Source organism: Ruegeria sp. CJ3, assembly GCF_056536725.1.
In genome coordinates this window covers 59,918-78,759 of the sequence record NZ_JBQFQE010000004.1, presented here as the reverse complement: position 1 = coordinate 78,759, position 18,842 = coordinate 59,918, and the positions used below count along the sequence as shown (strand labels likewise).

The 18,842-nt window shown below is 64.3% G+C and carries 19 protein-coding genes; 10 read left to right on the top strand and 9 right to left on the bottom strand.

Features of this window, described 5'->3' with window-relative positions; translation table 11 throughout:
• Positions 1-3: 3 nt before the first annotated feature.
• A complete protein-coding gene (locus ACR0J1_RS08725) occupies positions 4-627 on the bottom strand; it encodes an NUDIX hydrolase (protein ID WP_480732652.1) in 624 nt (207 codons plus the stop codon).
• 27 nt (positions 628-654) lie between these two features.
• Positions 655-1,224 (bottom strand): GcrA family cell cycle regulator, encoded by a 570-nt coding sequence (locus ACR0J1_RS08720; protein WP_480732653.1) that lies wholly within the window; start codon positions 1,222-1,224, stop codon positions 655-657.
• A gap of 125 nt (positions 1,225-1,349) precedes the next feature.
• On the opposite strand from ACR0J1_RS08720, the gene ACR0J1_RS08715 reads away from it, so the two are divergent.
• The 3 genes from ACR0J1_RS08715 to ACR0J1_RS08705 all read left to right on the top strand — a co-directional run bounded on the left by ACR0J1_RS08715 (position 1,350) and on the right by ACR0J1_RS08705 (position 3,792).
• A complete protein-coding gene (locus tag ACR0J1_RS08715; protein ID WP_480732654.1) occupies positions 1,350-2,153 on the top strand; it encodes an ABC transporter permease in 804 nt (267 codons plus the stop codon).
• A gap of 119 nt (positions 2,154-2,272) precedes the next feature.
• On the top strand, positions 2,273-3,376 hold the full coding sequence (locus tag ACR0J1_RS08710; protein WP_480732655.1) for a Hint domain-containing protein: 1,104 nt from the start codon (positions 2,273-2,275) through the stop codon (positions 3,374-3,376).
• A complete protein-coding gene (locus tag ACR0J1_RS08705; RefSeq protein WP_480528489.1) occupies positions 3,373-3,792 on the top strand; it encodes a NusA N-terminal domain-containing protein in 420 nt (139 codons plus the stop codon). The genes ACR0J1_RS08710 and ACR0J1_RS08705 overlap by 4 nt, the downstream gene beginning before the upstream one ends.
• Positions 3,793-3,800: 8 nt before the next feature.
• Here ACR0J1_RS08705 and ACR0J1_RS08700 read toward each other — a convergent pair whose 3' ends face one another.
• Positions 3,801-4,685, bottom strand: a complete 885-nt coding sequence (locus tag ACR0J1_RS08700; protein WP_480529275.1) for a DMT family transporter — start codon at positions 4,683-4,685, stop codon at positions 3,801-3,803.
• A gap of 288 nt (positions 4,686-4,973) precedes the next feature.
• Here ACR0J1_RS08700 and ACR0J1_RS08695 point away from each other — a divergent pair, with 288 nt between their 5' ends.
• The 3 genes from ACR0J1_RS08695 (at position 4,974) to ACR0J1_RS08685 (ending at position 7,523) form a co-directional block, all read left to right on the top strand.
• Positions 4,974-6,161, top strand: coding sequence for an acetylornithine transaminase (locus ACR0J1_RS08695; protein ID WP_480732656.1), 1,188 nt, complete (start codon positions 4,974-4,976; stop codon positions 6,159-6,161).
• Between the two features lie 75 nt (positions 6,162-6,236).
• Positions 6,237-7,163 (top strand): ornithine carbamoyltransferase, encoded by a 927-nt coding sequence (gene argF, locus ACR0J1_RS08690; protein WP_480732657.1) that lies wholly within the window; start codon positions 6,237-6,239, stop codon positions 7,161-7,163.
• 12 nt (positions 7,164-7,175) lie between these two features.
• Positions 7,176-7,523, top strand: a complete 348-nt coding sequence (locus tag ACR0J1_RS08685) for a 5-carboxymethyl-2-hydroxymuconate Delta-isomerase (protein ID WP_480732658.1) — start codon at positions 7,176-7,178, stop codon at positions 7,521-7,523.
• Between the two features lie 25 nt (positions 7,524-7,548).
• Here the strand turns inward: ACR0J1_RS08685 and ACR0J1_RS08680 are convergent, their stop codons facing one another.
• On the bottom strand, positions 7,549-8,142 hold the full coding sequence (locus tag ACR0J1_RS08680; protein ID WP_480732739.1) for a ferric reductase-like transmembrane domain-containing protein: 594 nt from the start codon (positions 8,140-8,142) through the stop codon (positions 7,549-7,551).
• Positions 8,143-8,151: 9 nt separating this feature from the next.
• A complete protein-coding gene (locus ACR0J1_RS08675) occupies positions 8,152-8,640 on the bottom strand; it encodes a twin-arginine translocation pathway signal (RefSeq protein WP_480732659.1) in 489 nt (162 codons plus the stop codon).
• Between the two features lie 256 nt (positions 8,641-8,896).
• Between ACR0J1_RS08675 and ACR0J1_RS08670 the strand changes: the two genes are divergently transcribed.
• A complete protein-coding gene (locus ACR0J1_RS08670) occupies positions 8,897-9,862 on the top strand; it encodes a pirin family protein (protein WP_480732660.1) in 966 nt (321 codons plus the stop codon).
• Positions 9,863-9,925: 63 nt separating this feature from the next.
• Positions 9,926-10,900 (top strand): 2-dehydropantoate 2-reductase, encoded by a 975-nt coding sequence (locus tag ACR0J1_RS08665; protein ID WP_480732661.1) that lies wholly within the window; start codon positions 9,926-9,928, stop codon positions 10,898-10,900.
• A gap of 59 nt (positions 10,901-10,959) precedes the next feature.
• Here the strand turns inward: ACR0J1_RS08665 and ACR0J1_RS08660 are convergent, their stop codons facing one another.
• From ACR0J1_RS08660 to ACR0J1_RS08645, 4 genes are all read right to left on the bottom strand, one after another.
• Positions 10,960-12,438, bottom strand: coding sequence for an inorganic phosphate transporter (locus tag ACR0J1_RS08660; protein ID WP_480732662.1), 1,479 nt, complete (start codon positions 12,436-12,438; stop codon positions 10,960-10,962).
• 90 nt (positions 12,439-12,528) lie between these two features.
• A complete protein-coding gene (locus ACR0J1_RS08655) occupies positions 12,529-12,987 on the bottom strand; it encodes an NUDIX hydrolase (protein ID WP_480732663.1) in 459 nt (152 codons plus the stop codon).
• A 191-nt stretch (positions 12,988-13,178) separates the two neighbouring features.
• A complete protein-coding gene (gene hrpB, locus ACR0J1_RS08650) occupies positions 13,179-15,617 on the bottom strand; it encodes an ATP-dependent helicase HrpB (protein WP_480732664.1) in 2,439 nt (812 codons plus the stop codon).
• A gap of 42 nt (positions 15,618-15,659) precedes the next feature.
• Positions 15,660-16,376 (bottom strand): DUF3108 domain-containing protein, encoded by a 717-nt coding sequence (locus tag ACR0J1_RS08645; protein ID WP_480732665.1) that lies wholly within the window; start codon positions 16,374-16,376, stop codon positions 15,660-15,662.
• A gap of 80 nt (positions 16,377-16,456) precedes the next feature.
• Between ACR0J1_RS08645 and meaB the strand changes: the two genes are divergently transcribed.
• The gene (meaB, locus tag ACR0J1_RS08640; RefSeq protein ID WP_480732666.1) at positions 16,457-17,440 is read left to right on the top strand and encodes a methylmalonyl Co-A mutase-associated GTPase MeaB; all 984 of its coding nucleotides are present in this window, start codon (positions 16,457-16,459) and stop codon (positions 17,438-17,440) included.
• Positions 17,441-17,556: 116 nt separating this feature from the next.
• Positions 17,557-18,750 (top strand): Hint domain-containing protein, encoded by a 1,194-nt coding sequence (locus ACR0J1_RS08635; protein WP_480732667.1) that lies wholly within the window; start codon positions 17,557-17,559, stop codon positions 18,748-18,750.
• The last annotated feature ends 92 nt before the right edge of the window (positions 18,751-18,842 follow it).

Below are 18,842 nucleotides of genomic sequence, written 5' to 3'. Positions count from 1 at the left end.
GGCTCAGTCGAAAATTGCAGGCCTTGTGTTCTGTTTGCGCGCCGCAAACGCCTCCGAGATATCGGCCGGAATAACCCGGGTCAGTGACAGATCAGGCAGGGCATCCTGCGCAAAGAAGCCCACATCGTCAGTCTCTAGGCCGGGAGCAGGATCGGCACTGTCCGTCTGAGCGCACAGAAAGAAAATCTTGTAGAAGTCTTTCGGATTGGGCGGGTAGGGATGGCGCGCCTTGTGGCGCAAGGCAAACAACCGTTCTGTCCGTACACGCAGACCGGCCTCTTCCAAAACCTCGCGCTCGATATTCTCAGCCGGAGAGCTGCCGACATCCGCAAAACCGCCCGGCATTGTCCAGCGCCCGTCGCTGCGTTCACGCACGAGCAAGATACGATCATCGCGGAAGACAGCGCCCCGAATATCGATGCTGGGCGTCGCGTAGCCTGCGACGTGTTCGGTAATCAGCCCGTCAATCTGCGTCAGAGGGACACGGCCCAGATCGGCCAGCATCGCGCGGGCCATTTCTGCAATCTCGTCGTAACGCTCACGGTCGAACGGGTCTTTGGTAAAATACTGACCGGTTTCGGCCAGCGCCAACAGGCGTTTCGCACGGGCCAGCCAGGTATCCTCCATCGCTGTCGGAACCTGGCGCACCGTATCTTACCGCCGCCGGTCGCGGCGCGAGCTCATCGGCTGGAACGCCACGCCCACATGCGCCTCGCAATAGGGCTTCCCGGCCTCGACCGGCAGACCGCAGAACCAGAAATCCTCGGTTGCGGGGTCGCCGACGGGCCATTTGCAGGTTTTCTCGGTCAGTTCCATAAGCGTAAGCTTCTTGGCCTTCTTCTCGATCTCGTTGACCTTGGCCAGTGCCTCAGGGCTGATCTCGTTCGCCGAGGGCTGGGGGGGCAGCGGCTGACCGGCGGGGATGATCTGACGGCGGGCCGGGGTGGCCGGTTTGGCCTCAGGGGCCGGGGCAGGGCGCGCCGGTTCGGTCTTGGGCGCGGGTTTGGGTTTGGCCTCGGCCTTGGGTGCTGGGGCCGGTTTTTCCTTGGGCTCGGCCTTGGCCGGGCTTGCGCCGGTGGCGCGGTTCGACAGGCCCAGACGGTGGACCTTGCCGATCACCGCGTTGCGGGTCACGCCGCCCAGTTCCTTGGCGATCTGGCTGGCCGACTGGCCCTCGCCCCACATCTTTTTCAGCAGCTCTACACGCTCGTCAGTCCAGGACATCATTTGCCTTTCAAAAGCGGAAAGCGGCCCCGGATTCGGGCCGCCTTGGGAATTCGTCTCAGCCCCCTATTCTAATCACTGCGGGCCGAGTTACAAGCGACTTCGAATCAGCTATGAGGCAGATCATGCAGAATCTCACCGATCACGATGCGCGCCGTTTCGGAGCGGTCAACTGGATGGGCCTTTACACGCTGGCACAGCGCGAAACCCTGCGCTTTCTGGCGGTCTGGACGCAAACGCTGCTGGCCCCGCTGGTCACGGCGGGCCTGTTCCTGCTGATCTTCAACATCGCCATCGGCCCCAGCCGGTCAGACGTGATGGGCGTGCCGTTCCTGACCTTTCTGGCCCCGGGCATCATGATGATGACGGTGATCCAGAACGCCTTTGCCAACACCTCGTCCTCGATGGTGATTTCCAAGGTGCAGGGCAACATCGTCGACACGCTGATGCCGCCACTGTCGCCGCTGGAAATCCTGTTGGGCTATCTGGCTGGCGGCGTCGCGCGCGGCGTCCTGATCGCTCTGGTCGTGGCCGTCGCGCTGGCGCTGGTGCTGGGCATCGTGCCGCAGAACCCGCTGATTGCGCTGATCTTCGTCGTGCTCGGCGGAGCCTTCATGGGCGCGCTGGGCCTATTCGCGGGGATATTTGCCAACAAGTTCGACCAGATGGCGGCGATCACCAATTTCATCGTCACGCCCTTGGCGTTCCTGTCGGGCACCTTCTACTCGGTGCAGGCGCTGCCGCCGGTGCTGAACCGCCTGAGCCATGTGAACCCGGTCTTCTACCTGATCGACGGGTTGCGATACGGCATGATCGGTGTCTCGGACAGCTCGCCCTGGCTGGGGATGGTGATCTGCGCAGGTGCGACCATTCTGGTGGGCGCGCTCACATGGCAGATGTTGCGTACGGGCTACCGGCTCAAGGCGTGATCCGCGCTCCACGGGAAATTTGGTTGGCCCGCCGGCAGACGCGGGTTAGGAATTTGGTGTGCAATGTCCCCTATGTTGCCAGTGCCACGTGTCTAACGAGTGAAGGTTGAACAGCGCCAATGCAGGAACTGATCGTCGGCGGAGATTTCCAGTCACCCGGAATCCAGGGTGGGTTCCAGATATTCGACTCGTACGGCAGTTGGACTGGTAACGAGATCGAAGTCGGTCAAGAATCGCTGTTTTTCTCGGGCGGAGATTCATCGAACCTCATCGTGGAACTCGATGGCAACTCCGGTGCGACCTCGGTGGTTCAGCAAGATTTTACGGTGGAAAACAACAACCAGTCCGCAACGCTCAGCTTCGATCTGGGTGCGCGGAATACAAGCGGCGGCGCGGCAGACCCGGTTCTGGTCGAGGTTCTGGACGACAGCGGAAACGTCATCTTCACGCAGACGGTTACACCGACCTCGGCCGGCAGTTTTGACCGGTTCGAACTCGAATTCACCTTTGGTGCCGCTGGCGACTATTCGCTGCGGTTCACCGAACAAGGGCCTGATAACAGCCTCGGCACCGTTCTCGATAATGTCTCACTTATGGTTTGTTTCGGCGCCGGGACCGGCATTCAGACCCCCAAGGGCGAGGTTCCGGTCGAGGATTTGAAAGTGGGCGATCTGGTCTCGACCATCGAGGGTGTGCCGCAGCCGCTGAAATGGATCGGGTCCCGGAAACTGGGGCCGCTTGACCTGATGCTCAATCCCCGGATGCGGCCGGTTCTGATCCGCAAGGGCGCGCTGGGCGACGGGATGCCGGGGGCCGATCTTGTGGTTTCGCCCCAACACCGGTTGCTGGTGCGCTCGAAAGTGGCGCAGCGGGTTCTGGGGGATACCGAGGCGCTGGTCCCGGCCAAGAAACTCACCAGCTTGCCGGGGGTCGAGGTGATCGAAAGCTGGGACGCGGTCGAATACTTCCATTTCGCGCTCGAACAGCACTCGGTCGTCATGGCCGATCAGGCCTATACCGAGTCGCTCTATGTAGGGCCCGAGGCGCTGAAGATGCTCAGCCCCGAGGCGGTGGAAGAGTTGAAATTCCTGTTCCCCGACCTGTTCGAAGGGCAGGGGGTCGCGACCCCGGCGCGCCCGCTGCATTCGGGGGGCAAACATATCGACAGGCTGTGCCAACGCCTGATCCGAAATGACAAACCCGTGGTGGATCTTGGCCTATGACGCAGGACCTTCTTCTTGAGACGCCGGGGCCTTTCGTGCTCGACAGTGACCGGACCCTGCTGTCGCTGGCCGGGTTTCTGGCCGACACCCACGGCATCCCCCGCCAGCAGGCGGTGGATGAGATCGAGGCCGCCTATATCCGCGCTGCCGAGGCCGAATATGGGCCCGATTACACGTTCTGGGTGCGGGTGAAACCCGATGGCTCGATCGCTGTGGCGCAGGTGCTCAAGATCGTCGAAGTGATGCGGGACGAACGCCGCGAGGTGGCGCTGGGCGACCTGTCGGACAGCCACCCCGATGCAAGGCTTGGCGCATTCATCGTCAACCCGGTTGCGCCGGTACATCCGGCCCACATCGCCGAGTGGTTGCAGCCGCGCCAAACCACGCTCCGCAATATCCGGGTCGCGGGTCGCTGAAACGGCGATCAGGCCCGCTTGGCAAGCGCCTCGCGCCAGACAAGGATCAGCCCGCCGGTCAGGATGATGGCTGATCCGATCAGGCTGATCCCATCGGGAACCACGCTGAAGACCGCGAAATCATAGAATGCCGCAAAGATCAGCGCCGCATAGCTGATGGGCGCCACAAAGGACGCATCCGCCCGCGCCATGCCGTTGACGAAACAGGCCTGCGCACAGGCCATCAGTACGCCGATCCCCGCCAGCGCGGCCCATTGTGCGGGCGTCGGCCACTGAAACACGAAACTCACCGCGACCGAGGCGATGGTCAGACCCATCGCGTTGTTGACCAGCAGGATTTGGATCGGCATTTCCCGGCCCGAGAGCTTCTTGATGAAAATCAGCTCCATCCCGATCGACATCGCGGCGGCCAGCGCCAGCAGAGCGGCGGGCTGAAAGCTGTCGGGCGTGGGCCGCAACAGCACCAGCGCCCCCGCCAGGGCCACACCGGCGGCCAGCCAGCGCCACGGGCCGACGCCCTCTTTCAGCAGCGGGATCGCCAGCATCATCGCAAAGACCGGGTTCAGGAAGGATATCGCCGTGGCATCCGTCATCGGGATAAAGGCGACCGAGGCGAACATCAGCGTGATCCCCATCCAGCCAAAGCTTGTCCGCCCCACATGCAGGCCCCAATGCGGACGGCTGAGGCGCGGACGCAGGACGCCGACCGCGCCGAGGATGACCAGAAAGGCAAACAGAAACCGCCCGTGGCTGATCTGCATCGGATGCAGCGCCGGTCCCAGCGTGTCGGTCCCCAGCGCCTTGGCCAACAGCGTCGTGCCCGCGATAAAGGCGCTGGCGGCAACGATCAGCAGTGCCGCAAGCGGCGGGTTGTGGGCCTTGGCAACGAACATGGCCCAGCGGTGGGGCAGGGCGCGACAAATGGCAAGCGGGAAATGCACCCGGCCCCTGAAATTTCCCGCAAGCCGATTTTCCGGCTTCCCAGACGGCGCTCGGCCCGCTATACGGCCCGCATGATCAAACGCCAACATATCCTTCGACGCCGACGCCTGACCGCGTAACCGGCCCCGTTTGATCCCTTTGCGCCCGGCAAAACGGCGCATTCCCTGCCAAATCAGTTGACGAACCCGGCTCCGGTGTATCACTCACTTGGGCTCAAGCTACGTAAAAAGGATGATCCGATGATCCCGTCCGTTCTGCCGACCTATAACCGCGCGCCCCTGACCTTCGTGAAGGGCGAAGGCGCTTGGCTGACCGAGGCGGATGGCCGACGTTTCCTCGACCTTGGCGCGGGCATCGCGGTGAACGCGCTGGGCCACGCACACCCGGCGCTGGTGGCGGCGCTGACGGAACAGGCGCACGCGCTGTGGCATGTCTCGAACCTCTATAACATCCCGCAGCAACAGGCGCTGGCTGACAAGCTGGTCGAGCACACCTTTGCCGACACGGTGTTCTTCACCAATTCCGGCACCGAGTCCTGCGAACTGGCCGTGAAAATGGCCCGCAAGTATTTCTATGACAAAGGTCAGCCCGAACGGGTCGAAATCATCACCTTCGACGGCTCCTTCCATGGCCGGTCGTCGGCAGGCATCGCCGCCGCCGGGTCCGAGAAGATGACCAAGGGCTTCGGCCCCCTGCTGCCCGGCTTCGTACACCTGACGTTCGGAGACCTCGACGGCGTCACCAACGCCATCACCGACCAGACGGCGGCCATCCTGATCGAACCGGTGCAGGGCGAAGGCGGCATTCGCCCCGTCCCCGATGCGGAACTCAAGGCCCTGCGCCAAATCTGCGATGATAACGGCCTGCTCCTGATCCTCGACGAGGTGCAATGCGGCGTGGGACGTACCGGTAAGCTCTTTGCCCATGAATGGGCAGGCATCACACCCGACATCATGATGGTCGCCAAAGGCATCGGCGGAGGGTTCCCGCTGGGCGCGGTGCTTGCCACGGAAGAGGCCGCCTCGGGCATGACCGCAGGCACCCATGGCTCGACCTACGGGGGCAACCCGCTGGGCTGCGCCGTCGGCTGCGCGGTGATCGATCAGGTCGCAACGCCTGCCTTCCTCGAAGGCGTCAACCGTAAGGCGGGCCTCCTGCGTCAGAAACTCGAAGGCCTGATCGCCGACCATCCTGAGGTGTTCGAAGAGGTCCGCGGCTCGGGCCTCATGCTCGGCCTCAAATGCAAGGCCCCCAATATCGACGCGGTCAACGCGGGCTATGATAACGAAGTCATCACGGTCCCCGCCGCCGACAACGTCATCCGCCTGCTGCCGCCACTCACCCTGACCGAGGATGACATCGCCCAGGCCCTGATCCGCCTCGACAAAGCCGCCACGCAGATCGAGGCCAATCTCGAAACCGCCTGACCCTTCTTCTGTTCAAAAATACTTCGGGGGTGTGGGGGCTGGCCCCCACGCGACCTTAACCAAAAGCGAAACGATATGAACCACTTCCTCGACATCCACAAAACCGACGCCACCGCCCTGCGGTCCATGATCGACCAGGCCGCCGCGATGAAGCAGGCCCGCCTTGGCCGCCCCAAAGCTGCCCCCGACGACGAACAACCGCTGGCAGGGCGCATGGTTGCGCTGATCTTCGAAAAACCCTCCACCCGTACCCGCGTGTCCTTTGACGTCGGCGTCCGGCAAATGGGGGGCGAGACCATGGTGCTCTCGGGCAAGGACATGCAGCTGGGCCATGGCGAAACCATCGCCGACACCGCCCGCGTGATGTCGCGCTATGTCGACATGATCATGATCCGCACCTTTGACGAAACCATCCTGACCGAGATGGCCGAATACTCGGACGTGCCCGTGATCAATGGCCTGACCGACCGCACCCATCCCTGCCAGATCATGGCCGATATCCAGACGTTCGAAGAACACCGCGGCCCCATCGCGGGCAAAAAAGTGGTCTGGACCGGCGATGGCAACAATGTCTGCGCGTCGTTCCTGCACGCCGCAGGGCAGTTCGGGTTCGACCTGACCTTCACGGGTCCGGTCCAACTGGACCCCGAGGACGAATTCATGGGCTTCGCCCGCCAAAAGGGCTCGACCATCGCCATCGAACGCGACCCCTTCAAAGCAGTCGAAGGGGCCGATCTGGTGGTCGCGGATACATGGGTCTCGATGCACGATTCCCAATCCGCCAAGGAGCGCCGCCACAACATGCTGCGCCCCTATCAGGTCAACGCCGATCTCATGTCCCACGCCAAGCCCGACGCCCTGTTCATGCATTGTCTGCCCGCCCATCGCGAGGAGGAGGCCACGTCCGAGGTCATGGACGGCCCCAACTCGGTCATTTTTGACGAGGCCGAAAACCGCCTGCACGCGCAAAAGGCGGTGATGCGCTGGTGTCTGGACGTCTGAGCGGACTGCACCATGCCCCACGTGACATTGGAATTCTCGAAAGAGATCGAGCAGACCCATGATGTTCAGGCCCTCTGCGACCGGCTGTTCGAGGTCTTGGCCGACCATCCCGAGTTCGACGCCGAAACGATCAAGGTCCGCGCCATCCCGGTGGCCTATTACCGCATCGGGTCCGAGCCCCAAAGCTTTGTCCACGCCACGCTTTTGCTGATGCAGGGGCGTGACGAGACCACGCGCACAGCGCTCAACGCCCTTATTCTTGATGTTCTGGCCAACGCCCTGCCGCGGGTCGGCAGCATCACGGTGCAGGACGTTCAGATGAACCGTGCGTCTTATGCCAAACGGCTGGCAGGACCATAACACCCACCCGGCGGCGCATCCAAACTCAGCTGCGCCGCCCCGTCTCCCAGATGCGAAGCCTGATCACCGTCGCGACGCTTGCCAACACAACCAGTCCGCACAGCCCCACCTTGGTCATGACCTCCATCGTGCCCTCGATCAGCAGCGCATGCACAACGCTGCCCGATATGGTGACAATCGCCAGCCCTGCATGGCCCAGCCGCCACAAACGAAACCGCACGCCCAACCGCTGTCGGTAAACCCCTAGCAAAGCCGCCGCAAAGGCCGCCCACATCGCACTCACGCCCCAGACGGAAAACGGCGTGGGGGACACAAACAGCAACGCATCTACAACATCCGGCGGGCTCGTCAGCCACAGCCCGGCCACATGGACCACAATCGCCGCGATCAAAGCCAGCCCGCAGGCCCGATGCCAGCGACGACTGGCCATCGCAGACAGGGGCAACCAGCGCCCCGCCAATAGCGGCTGCATCGGCAACAGCCCCATCGCGATGATCCCGGCAAACCCAGCCACGATATAAACCGGCTGCCGCCACGCCAACAAAGGGCTGAACGCCGCGGCGATAACCGGCACCGAGACGGTCACGACCACGGCGCCCCAGATCAGAACATTGCGCAGCACCAAGGCTCAGACAGGCTGCAACACAAAATGCGCGGCCAAGGTCGTGTCTTTTGAACTGGCCATGACAGGCCGCAAAAACACCGTCTCGAAATCGCCGCTGTCATAGGCCAGATGCCCATGCGCCTGCCCAAAGGCGGGCACGATCTGCGGCATCTCCAGCCGGAATTCCCCATTGGCATCGGTCCGCGTCGCTCCATGGCTACGCTGGTCGCGCTCGTGGCCTTCGGTGGTGTGCGCCCAGATCTGGATGCGCTGACCGGGCAGGGGGGCTCCGTCACCTGCGCGCCGCACAGTGCCGGTCATCCAGAACCCGCCGCCGCCGATCCGCTCGACGATCGGCGCGCCGGGGCGATAGTTATTGGCCCCGCCCCGCATTGTCGGCGTGGGGCCCACACCCTTGGCCCGCGCGGGCACAACAAGGCCGGATACCCCGGTGATAAGCACCGCGCCCCCGGCGGCAATCAGTGAACGGCGAGAGGTTAAATGACCGGTCATGGCAAGCTTTGTTCCTCAGGTGACGCCCCGGACCGATACCGGGCCTTCATGCCTGACAAAGATAGCATGATTGCCTTCCATTCCGAGCCCGCGCCGCCAGATTTGAACGACAAGACGCCTCCAGTAGTAGAGGTTATGAGATATCATAACACAAAAGGCGCACCGCTTCTGTGCGATGATGCAAATAGACTTCGAAATTTTAGCCATATATTCTGCATAGACGCACTCTAAGCCACACCCAACCCGGAGAGCAGGCATGAGCTGGAATCCCACCCACAGCCCCGAAGATACCTCCAAAAGCCCGGCGCTCGACGCCCTGATCATCCCCCGCGCTCGCGATCTGGGCGGGTTCGAGGTCCGCCGCGCCCTGCCATCCGTTCAACGCCAGCTTGTCGGCCCGTTCATCTTCTTCGACCAGATGGGCCCCGCCGAATTCCTCACCCAACAGGGCATCGACGTCCGCCCGCACCCCCATATCGGGCTGGGCACCGTGACCTACCTGTATCAGGGCGAATTCGAACACCGCGACAGCCTCGGCACACATCAAATGATCTACCCCGGCGAGGTCAACTGGATGGTCGCCGGTCGCGGCGTCACCCATTCCGAACGCACCAGCGCCGAAACCCGCAGCCAGAACCACAGCCTCTTCGGCATCCAGACCTGGATCGCGCTGCCCGAAGCGCACGAGGATATGGCCCCCGAATTCGAACACCACAAACAGGCCGCGTTGCCCCATATCACCGATCACGGCGTCAGCGCCCGCCTGATCCTGGGCTCGGCCTATGGTGAGACCAGCCCTGTGACGATGCTGTCCGAGACCTTCTATCTCGACGCCCAACTCGCCCCCGGCGCATCCTTCCCGCTGCCCGACGATCACGAGGATCGCGGCGTCTATGTCACCCAAGGTACGGTCGAGATAGCAGGCGACAGCTTTGACGCAGGCCGCATGATGGTGTTCCGCCCCGGCGATTCCCTTTCGGTCAAGGCCGGGCCACAAGGCGCGCGGCTGATGCTGCTGGGCGGCGCTACGCTGAGCGAGGACCGCTATATCTGGTGGAACTTCGTCTCGTCCTCGAAAGAAAAGATCGAAACCGCCACCCGCGAATGGAAATCCGCGGACTGGGCCAACGGGGCCTTTCACCTGCCCCCCGGCGACGATCACGAATTCACGCCGATTTCCCCCGAGCTCGACCGCACCCGCCCCCGCCGCGCCCGCGTCTGACCTCACGTCACGCTGGCCACATGGCACCATCCCGGTGATCCTTCGCGGGACGGAGGGACCGCCATGAAAATCGCCATCGCAGGCGCAGGCAGCATCGGCTGCTATTGCGGCGCACATCTGGCCGCAGCGGGCCACGACGTGACCCTGCTGGGCCGCGCCCGCGTGCTGGATCCCATTCGCGCGCAGGGGCTGGCGGTGACGGATTTCACCGGCATGGCCCGCACCATTCCCGCCGACCAGCTGACCCCGACCGAAGACCCCTCCTGCCTGCAGAACACCGACCTGATCATCGTCACGGTCAAATCGGGCGCAACGGCTGATATGGCCGCCCTGATCGCGGCCCATGCAAGCGACAAAACCCCGGTGCTGTCCTGGCAAAACGGCATGGACAACGCCCAAACCCTGCGCGCAGCGCTGCCCGGGCGCGATATCCGCGCCGGCATGGTGCCGTTCAACGTGGTCCCGAGGGCCGAGGCCACCTATCACCGCGCCACCTCAGGCGAGATCATCATCGAAACAGGCCCCAAGGCGCTGGCGACCCATCTCAGCACCCCGGACCTGCCGATCTCGGAAAGCGACCAGATCGAAGCAGTGCAATGGGGCAAACTGCTCCTCAACCTCAACAACGCACTGAACGCGCTCTCGGGCCTGACCCTGCAGGCGCAACTGCGCGACCGCAACTGGCGCCGCCTGATGGCCGACCAGATGGCCGAGGCGTTGGCCGTCCTCAAAGCGGCCCACAAACCCGTCGCCTCCACAACGCCGCTACCCGCTTGGATGACACCCTATATCCTGCGCCTGCCCACACCGCTGTTCACCCGGATCGCGGCAAAGATGCTCACCATCGACCCCAGCGCGCGCACCTCGATGGCTTATGACCTGATGGCAGGCCGCCCCACCGAAATCGACGGCCTGCAGGGCGAGGTCATCCGCCTGGGCCGCACCCAAAACATCCCGACGCCCATCAACGAAAAAGTGGCCAGCCTGATCCACAAGGCCCCGACCACGCCCCTGCAACCGGACCAGATTACCCTCTGATCCCCTGCTTCATCTGGCCATAAATATCCCGGAGCGCGAGGCAGAGCCTCGCAAAAACCTCAGCCGAACACCGTAAGCACCCGGAAGATCACCGCCGACATCACCGCCGCAGCCGGAACCGTAATCACCCAGGCCGCCACGATGGTCATGAAATGCGACCGGCGGACCAGCTTGCGCCGCCGATGCTCCTCACGCGCCAGCCGCAGCTCGGCAGGGCGCTGGCGGTTCGACAGCTTCCACCGCCGGTCCGCGTGCCATTCGCGGTAAAAGCCCACGCCAAACACCGCACCCACCGCAATATGGGTCGAGCTTACAGGCAGCCCCAGCCAACTGGCCACGATCACGGTGATTGCCGCCGACAGCGCCACGCAAAAGGCGCGCATCGGGTTCAGCTTGGTGATCTGGCTGCCCACCATCCGGATCAGCTTGGGGCCAAACAGGAACAGGCCAAAGGAAATCCCAAACGCCCCGATCACCATGACCCATGACGGGATCGACACTTTCGAGGCAAAATCCCCAAATTCAGCCGCATGAACAATCGCCGCCAGCGGACCTACCGCATTGGCGACATCATTGGCCCCGTGCGCAAAACTCAGAAACGTGGCCGAGATCACCAGCGGCAGCCCGAACAGCGTCTTTAGCGACCGGGTGCGGTTCTCCAACCCTTCGGATTTGCGCCGCACCCACGGCACCGTCACCGCCCAGACCAGCCCACCAAAGGCCAGCCCGATCAGCAGCGCCATCTGAATGTCGACCTTGACGATCCGCTTCAACCCCTTGACCGCCAGATAGGTCGCAAACGCGCCTGCCATCACGGCCACAAGAACGGGCACCCACTTGCGCGCAGCGGCGATCTTGTCGTCCTGATACTGGATCTTCGACTTGATCAGCGCCAGAAACACCGCCGCAATCACCCCGCCCAGAACCGGAGAGATCACCCAACTGGCCGCAATCGCCCCCATCGTGCCCCAGCTGACCGCGCCCAGCCCGGCAGCCGAGATACCAGCCCCCATAACGCCGCCCACGACCGAATGCGTGGTCGAGACGGGCGCGCCGACCCAGGTCGCCAGATTGACCCACAAAGCCGAGGAAATCAGCGCCGCCATCATCGCCCAGATGAACACATTGCTGTTCTGGACCGAGGCCGGGTCGATGATCCCCTTGGAAATGGTCGAGACCACATCGCCCCCCGCCAGCAGCGCGCCGGCGCTTTCCGCGATAGCGGCGATCAGGATCGCGCCCCCCATGGTCAACGCATTGGCACCCACGGCGGGGCCCATGTTGTTGGCCACGTCATTGGCGCCGATATTGATCGCCATGTAGGCTCCGAATGCCGCTGCCGCCGCAACGATCAGCCCACCCTCGGCGCGCCCGAACAGCGCTGCGGCGACCAGTCCTGCCAGCACGATAAACGCCAGTGCAATGCCGGGGCCCTGCAGCGGGCGGGCCACATGGGTGCTGGCGTGTTCGACGCGCGACAGTCGGTGAAGATCGCTGTCCAGCGCGTGCCAGCGGGACTTGGGGGTCGGATCAGACATCGGTTTTGCAGGGCCTGTATGATTTGACGCCCGCCGCTACTCCTTTCCGGAAGGGGCGGCAACCTGTGTCATCGGAATTTTACATAATTGTTACAATTGACGCAGCAAATCCTGCAATTCGGGTTCCTGCACCCGGTCTGCGGCAATTTCGGGCGAGACCCAGCACCGCTTGCGCTGATCGGCCTCGGGATAGTCATCAGCCAGATCGGCAACTTCGATATGATAGACGCTGGTGACGACCTGCTGCGCCGACCCGTCCTTCAGGACCTTGTGGTACGAGAACGCCCCGACCAGCTCAGCAGTCCCGTCGGCGGCCCGCACGCCGGCCTCTTCCCAGGCCTCCTGCCGCGCGGTTTCAGCTCCGTCCAGCCCATCAATCGGCCAGCCCTTGGGGATGATCCAGCGTCCGGTATCGCGGCTGGTGATCAGCAGGACGTCCGGGCCGGTGTCCGAGGCACGGGTGCACAGCGCCGCCACCTGCACCCGTCGCGGACGCAGGATCATCGGCCTGGCGACCTCTTCCCAGATATTACGTAGCCATTTGGTCATCTATCGCCTGCTCGGTCGTCGTTATTCTTTGTTATAGATCTTAATTAGTCATTTATGACCGATTGCGCAATGTTCCGGTTGGAAAATGGTCATATTTGACCGAATATCGGCGATATTGCCCTCATATGTGGCGTTTGATGCCTCGTACTTCCTAAAAATTCGTGGGGAAGTCCCCGGCCTGACGTGGCCTTTCAGCCCTTGCGCCGCTTCGCCCGCAGGGTCGGGTCGGCCTGTGTCGGGTCTTCGGGCCAGGGATGCTTGGGGTACTGAGCGCGCATATCCTTGCGCACATCCGCATAAGATCCCGCCCAGAATCCCGGCAGATCACGGGTGATCTGAATGGGCCGCTGCGCCGGGGACAGCAGCGTGATTTTCAGCGCCTCGCGCCCCACAACCGGATGCCGCGTAACCCCGAACATCTCCTGCAACCGGACCGAGATTTCGGGCACCGCCCCGCCATACTCGATCGGCACCTTGCGGCCCAGAGGCGTCACAAACGACCCCGGCGCGCGCTGGTCCAGCTCTTGCGTCTGCGCCCAGTCCAGCCGCGCGCGCAGGGCAGGCAGCAGGTCGAACCGTTTCCACTCATCTGCGTTGCGCACACCGCTCAGCATCGGCAGCAGCCAGTCCTCAAGCGTATCCATCAACCCCTGATCCGAGAAATCGGGCAGATCACCCCCGCCCGCGCGCACCAGCTCTACCCGCGCCGCCAGCCGGGCCGAGGCCCCGGACAGCCGCACCCCCAGATCGCGCACCCCATCCAGCATCGCCCCCGCGATCCTGTCTTCAGGCGCGTCCTTCCAGATGCGGTCGTCCAGCGTGATTGCCCCAAACCGCTCCTGCCGCCGGGCCACCACGCGGCGCTCGCGCTTGGACCAGTCGCAGCTGTCGACCCATGCGATCTGATCCCCGAACAGATCGCGGATTTCGCCCTCAGATATCTGCGTCGCCATCCGCACCCGCGCCTCGCGCGGGTTCCCATCCGTATCCGTCACGACGAGATAAGGCGCTGCGGCCAGCGTATCGCCGCTCTCCAGCACCACACCCTTGCCGCCCGACAGCACATAGCGCGGCACATCCCCCTTGCGCCGCTGCCCGATCCGGTCGGGATAGGCCAGCGCGGCCATCGCCGCCGGGCTCAGATCGGTTGCCGCGCCTTTTGATCGCAGCCGCTTCGCCTCGGCCCTGATCCGGTCCAGCACGCCCATGTTGACCTGCCAGACACGGTTGCGCTGAAACGCGCGTACATCGCGCAACGCCTCCAACCGCAATAACAAATCTGCCGGAGCGCCGCGCAGCGGGTCACGCTCGGCCATCAGCGCGGCCAAAGGCGCAGCATCCGGCCCCGCGCGTATCAGCATATGACCCAGCCGCGGATGCAGCGGCAGCGCCGCCAGCGCCCGGCCATGGTCGGTGATCCGCCCCTTGTCATCCAGCGCACCCAGCATCCCCAGCAAGGCCCGCGCCTCAGCCATCGTCCCCTCGGGCGGCGGCGTCAGGAACGCCAGATCACCCGGTTCCGCGCCCCACAACGCCAGCTCCAACGCCAACCCCGTCAGGTCCGCCGCTTCGATCTCGGCGGGCGGGTAGGCGGCCAGTGCACCCTCTTCGCCTTTGGACCAAAGCCGATAGCACACGCCTTCCGCCACCCGCCCCGCACGGCCCGCGCGCTGGGTCGCCTCGGCCCGCGTCACCCGTTCGGTGACCAGCCGCGACATGCCCGAGCCCGGATCGAACCGCGCCCGCCGCGCCTGACCCATATCCACCACCACCCGGATATCGGGAATGGTCAGCGAGGTTTCGGCAATCGACGTCGCCAACACCACCTTGCGCCCGGCCTCAACCGGCGCAATCGCCGCGCGTTGGGCGGCAAAGGGCAGGGCACCGAACAGGGGCCGCACCGTGCATGTGCCGGGCAAACGGCTGGCCAAAGCCGCCTCGGCGCGGCGTATCTCACCCTCGCCGGGCAGGAAGACCAGCATCCCGCCTGTCGTCTCGCGCTCGGCCCGCACCACCAGATCGATCAGCGCATCCAGCCGCCGTGCCTGCGCCCCCAAGGGCCGGTCCAGCCAGCGGGTTTCGACCGGGTAACTGCGCCCTTCGGACGTGACCAAAGGCGCATCCATCAGCCGCCCAACGGGCTCGGCATCCAGCGTCGCCGACATCGCCAGCAGGATCAGGTCATCGCGCAGCGCGCCGGTCACTTCAAGGCACAGCGCCAACCCCAGATCGGCGTTCAGGGAGCGTTCGTGAAACTCATCGAAAATCACCGCACCAACGCCCGGCAGGTCGGGGTCCGATTGCAGCATCCGGGTCAGGATGCCCTCGGTCACGACCTCGATCCGGGTGGTTTTCGACACCTTCGCCTCGCCCCGCACGCGGTAGCCGACGGTCTGACCCACGGGTTCGCTCAGTGTCTCGGTCATCCGCTCGGCGGCGGCGCGCGCGGCCAGTCGCCGCGGCTCCAGCATCACGATGCGCCCGTCGCACAGACCCGCGTGCAATATCTCCAACGGCACCCGCGTGGTTTTCCCCGCGCCCGGAGGCGCCTGCAGCACCGCGCGGCCATGGGCGCGCAGGGCGTCCAGCAATTCAGGGATAGCATCGTCAATTGGCAGGGGCGTCGTCATCCGCGCTTTATCTGCCAAAGCCGGGCAGAGGTCCAGTTTCCGCTACTTCCGCACCACCGTGGCGGCCCCGAACACGGTCTCCGCATCAACTCGCATCGCCTGCATGAGTGGCCCGGCAGGGGAATAGGTCACGGTGACGGCAAACCGGCTGCCTTGCCGCAGATCACCGGGGCGATAGCCCGCCACCCGCGTGAAATACCCGCTGCACAGCACGTTTCTGCCCCGCGCGTTGCGTCGGGTCAGGGTGATCTCGGTCAGCCGCTCTCCGTCAAAAATCTTCTGCCTCAATGTGCACAAGTCTTCGGGCGGTTGATCCCGCAGCACCATGTATATCGCGGTCAGCGGGTCCACCGCCCCGCGCTGCTGCGCATCCGTAACCGCATGATCGCCCCGATCGCTGATCTCGGTCCCGCTGGCTCGCGCCACGCCCTGCGTGTAGTCCAGCCGCACGCGCGTCTCGCGCTGGCCCGCGACCTCATCCTCGACATAGCGCTGTGGAACAAATCGCGCACCCCGACGACGGCCTTGTGCCGCGATCTCGAACCGCACCCGTTTGATGGCCGAGGCCAGCCCCGTGGTCTCCAGTCGCGACGCCACCGCATAGCGACTGGCACTGATCTCAGCGTTAAGCGTCAACTCGCCAACTTTGACCCCCAACGCGCGCAGGGCAAAGCTGCTCTGGTCCACCTCGGCGAGCGCCGCCATCGGTGGACTTAGCAGCATCATCAGCACAACAGGCGCGCGAACATTCTGTATCACGGTCATTCCTCAGCGCTTGGCTCTGGACAAATCACCTTTGGCAAAGGCAACTGGTCCTGCGGAGTAAAACTAGGTTCGGAATGCAGATGGACAGCCTTGGTGACAGGATTTTGAACGGAGACCGCCGGGCACTGGCCCGGGCAATTACGCTGGTCGAAAGCGGTCGCGCCGATCACCGGGCGCAGGCGGCAGAGCTGCTGGAGCAGTTGGCCGGGGCCGGGCGGCAGGCGCTGCGTATCGGGCTGTCGGGCACGCCCGGCGTTGGCAAATCCACCTTTATCGAAGCCTTCGGCATGATGCTGACGGGGCAGGGGCTGCGCGTCGCGGTTCTGGCCGTCGATCCCAGCTCGGCCCGTTCCGGCGGGTCCATTCTGGGCGACAAAACCCGGATGGAACGCCTCAGCCGCGAGAAAAACGCCTTTATCCGCCCCTCTCCCAGCCAGAGCCACCTTGGCGGCGTCGCCCGCCGCACCCGCGAGGCCATCGCTTTGTGCGAGGCGGCGGGGTTCGACGTCGTGCTGATCGAAACCGTCGGTGTCGGCCAATCGGAAACCGTGGTGGCCGAGATGTCCGACCTGTTCCTGTTGCTGCTGGCCCCGGCGGGCGGCGATGAGTTGCAGGGCGTCAAACGCGGCATCATGGAGATGGCGGACATGATCCTTATCAACAAGGCCGATGGTGATCTGAAAGCCACCGCCACCCGCACCTGCGCCGATTATGCCGGGGCGCTGCGCCTGCTGCGCAAACGCCCGCAGGACCCCGAGGGGTTCCCCAAGGCCATGACCGTCTCGGCGGTTGAAGAACACGGGCTGGAACAGGCGTGGGACGAGATGCAGGCGCTCAGCGCCGCGCGGCGCAAGGCCGGGCACTGGGACGCCAACCGGGCGCAACAGGCGCAATACTGGTTCGAACAAGAGGTCCGGCAGGCCCTGCTGGCGCGACTCTCAACCCCGCAGGCCCGCGCCGAGATGGAGCGTCTGGGCAGCGAGGTCACCACCGGGCGGCTCGGCCCCTCGGCGGCCGCCGATCAGATGCTGCGCGCGCTGATGCCGGAACAGGCCTAGGTGTACCGGCCCGGCAACGGTTAACCCTCCGATTGTATCCCGGGCTGACCGGTGGCGAAAATCGTGATACGATAGGGCATTACACCCGCTGACCGAGTGTTCAGGAGCCGCCGCATATGCCCAATATCAACGGCACGAATGGCGATGACGATATTGAAGTCACAAATGACTCCGGCACCCTGAACGGGACGCCGCAAGGGTCACCGATCGACAATATCAGCGGGCAGGCGGGTGATGACACGATCACTGTCACCGGCAGCACCATCACCGGCAGCATCCGCGGCAATCAGGACAACGACGATATCGTCATCACCAGCAGCACCGTCGGCGGCCTGATCGCCGGCGGCAGCGGCAGCGACACCGTGACGGTGCGCGGGTCCGACGTAGACAGTATTCGACTGGGCGGCGGCAACGACACGCTGAATTTTCAAAGCACCACGGTCAGCGGTGACCTGCGCGGCGGGGCGGGCACCGATACCCTGAACCTGCCGGTGGGGACGGTTGTCACCGACAACAACTTCGGCACCTTCACGGTCGAGGAAGGCGTTAGCTATTCCCTGTCGACCGGCTCGTTCACGCTGCCCTCGGGGTCGACCGTCAGCTACCGGTCGTTCGATGGCGGCGCGGGCATCCCCTGTTTCACCCGCGACACGCTGATTGCCACCGGGCAGGGGCCCGCCCCGGTTCAGTCCCTGCAGGCCGGAGACCTGATTTCCACGCTGGGGCAGGGGCCTCAGCCGATTCGATGGATCGGTCGGCGGCGGTTCGAACGCGCGACGTTGCGGGCCAATCCCCGGCTCTGGCCGGTGCGCATTCTGGCCGGCGCGCTGGGCCGGGGCCTGCCACAGCGCGATCTTCTGGTCTCGCGTCAGCACCGGATGCTGGTGCAGTCCAAGATCGCCCAACGCATGTTCGGGGCCGCAGAAGTGCTGATCCCCACCATCAAACTGACCGCGCTGCCAGGGATTTATGTCGATGACACCGTCGACAGCGTCGAATACTTCCACCTGCTGTTCGACCGCCATCAGGTGATCTTTGCCGAAGACGCCCCGACCGAAAGCCTGTTCACCGGCCCCGAGGCGCTGAAATCGCTCAGCCCGGCGGCTCGGCAAGAGATTTTCGCGATTTTCCCCGAGCTGATGGATATGGATCACTGCACCGACCCGGCCCGCCCGATCCCGCGCGGGCGGCTTCAGGCGCAGCTGATCTCGCGCCATTTGAAGAACAATAAACCCCTGTTGCAGGCCCCCGCGCCCTGCGCCACAAAGGAATTCGACGGGCGCGCAAAGATTTCGCCGCACCCGTCTTGACCCTTCGGGCGATTCCCACTACACGCATCCAACCAGTTTTCGGGCGCGACTTCGGGTTGCGCCTCTTGTGATTTGGCCGTGGGTCCTGGACC

Excerpts from the sequence above, each read along its gene's own strand:
- ACR0J1_RS08665 (WP_480732661.1), top strand. The coding sequence starts at position 9,926 with ATGAAAATCGCCATCGCAGGCGCAGGCAGCATCGGCTGCTATTGCGGC.
- ACR0J1_RS08700 (WP_480529275.1), bottom strand. The coding sequence starts at position 4,685 with ATGTTCGTTGCCAAGGCCCACAACCCGCCGCTTGCGGCACTGCTGATC.
- ACR0J1_RS08635 (WP_480732667.1), top strand. The coding sequence starts at position 17,557 with ATGCCCAATATCAACGGCACGAATGGCGATGACGATATTGAAGTCACA.
- ACR0J1_RS08715 (WP_480732654.1), top strand. The coding sequence starts at position 1,350 with ATGCAGAATCTCACCGATCACGATGCGCGCCGTTTCGGAGCGGTCAAC.
- meaB (WP_480732666.1), top strand. The coding sequence starts at position 16,457 with ATGCAGATGGACAGCCTTGGTGACAGGATTTTGAACGGAGACCGCCGG.
- ACR0J1_RS08685 (WP_480732658.1), top strand. The coding sequence starts at position 7,176 with ATGCCCCACGTGACATTGGAATTCTCGAAAGAGATCGAGCAGACCCAT.
- ACR0J1_RS08725 (WP_480732652.1), bottom strand. The coding sequence starts at position 627 with ATGGAGGATACCTGGCTGGCCCGTGCGAAACGCCTGTTGGCGCTGGCC.
- ACR0J1_RS08660 (WP_480732662.1), bottom strand. The coding sequence starts at position 12,438 with ATGTCTGATCCGACCCCCAAGTCCCGCTGGCACGCGCTGGACAGCGAT.
- ACR0J1_RS08655 (WP_480732663.1), bottom strand. The coding sequence starts at position 12,987 with ATGACCAAATGGCTACGTAATATCTGGGAAGAGGTCGCCAGGCCGATG.
- ACR0J1_RS08695 (WP_480732656.1), top strand. The coding sequence starts at position 4,974 with ATGATCCCGTCCGTTCTGCCGACCTATAACCGCGCGCCCCTGACCTTC.
- ACR0J1_RS08670 (WP_480732660.1), top strand. The coding sequence starts at position 8,897 with ATGAGCTGGAATCCCACCCACAGCCCCGAAGATACCTCCAAAAGCCCG.
- ACR0J1_RS08720 (WP_480732653.1), bottom strand. The coding sequence starts at position 1,224 with ATGTCCTGGACTGACGAGCGTGTAGAGCTGCTGAAAAAGATGTGGGGC.
- hrpB (WP_480732664.1), bottom strand. The coding sequence starts at position 15,617 with ATGACGACGCCCCTGCCAATTGACGATGCTATCCCTGAATTGCTGGAC.
- argF (WP_480732657.1), top strand. The coding sequence starts at position 6,237 with ATGAACCACTTCCTCGACATCCACAAAACCGACGCCACCGCCCTGCGG.
- ACR0J1_RS08710 (WP_480732655.1), top strand. The coding sequence starts at position 2,273 with ATGCAGGAACTGATCGTCGGCGGAGATTTCCAGTCACCCGGAATCCAG.
- ACR0J1_RS08675 (WP_480732659.1), bottom strand. The coding sequence starts at position 8,640 with ATGACCGGTCATTTAACCTCTCGCCGTTCACTGATTGCCGCCGGGGGC.
- ACR0J1_RS08705 (WP_480528489.1), top strand. The coding sequence starts at position 3,373 with ATGACGCAGGACCTTCTTCTTGAGACGCCGGGGCCTTTCGTGCTCGAC.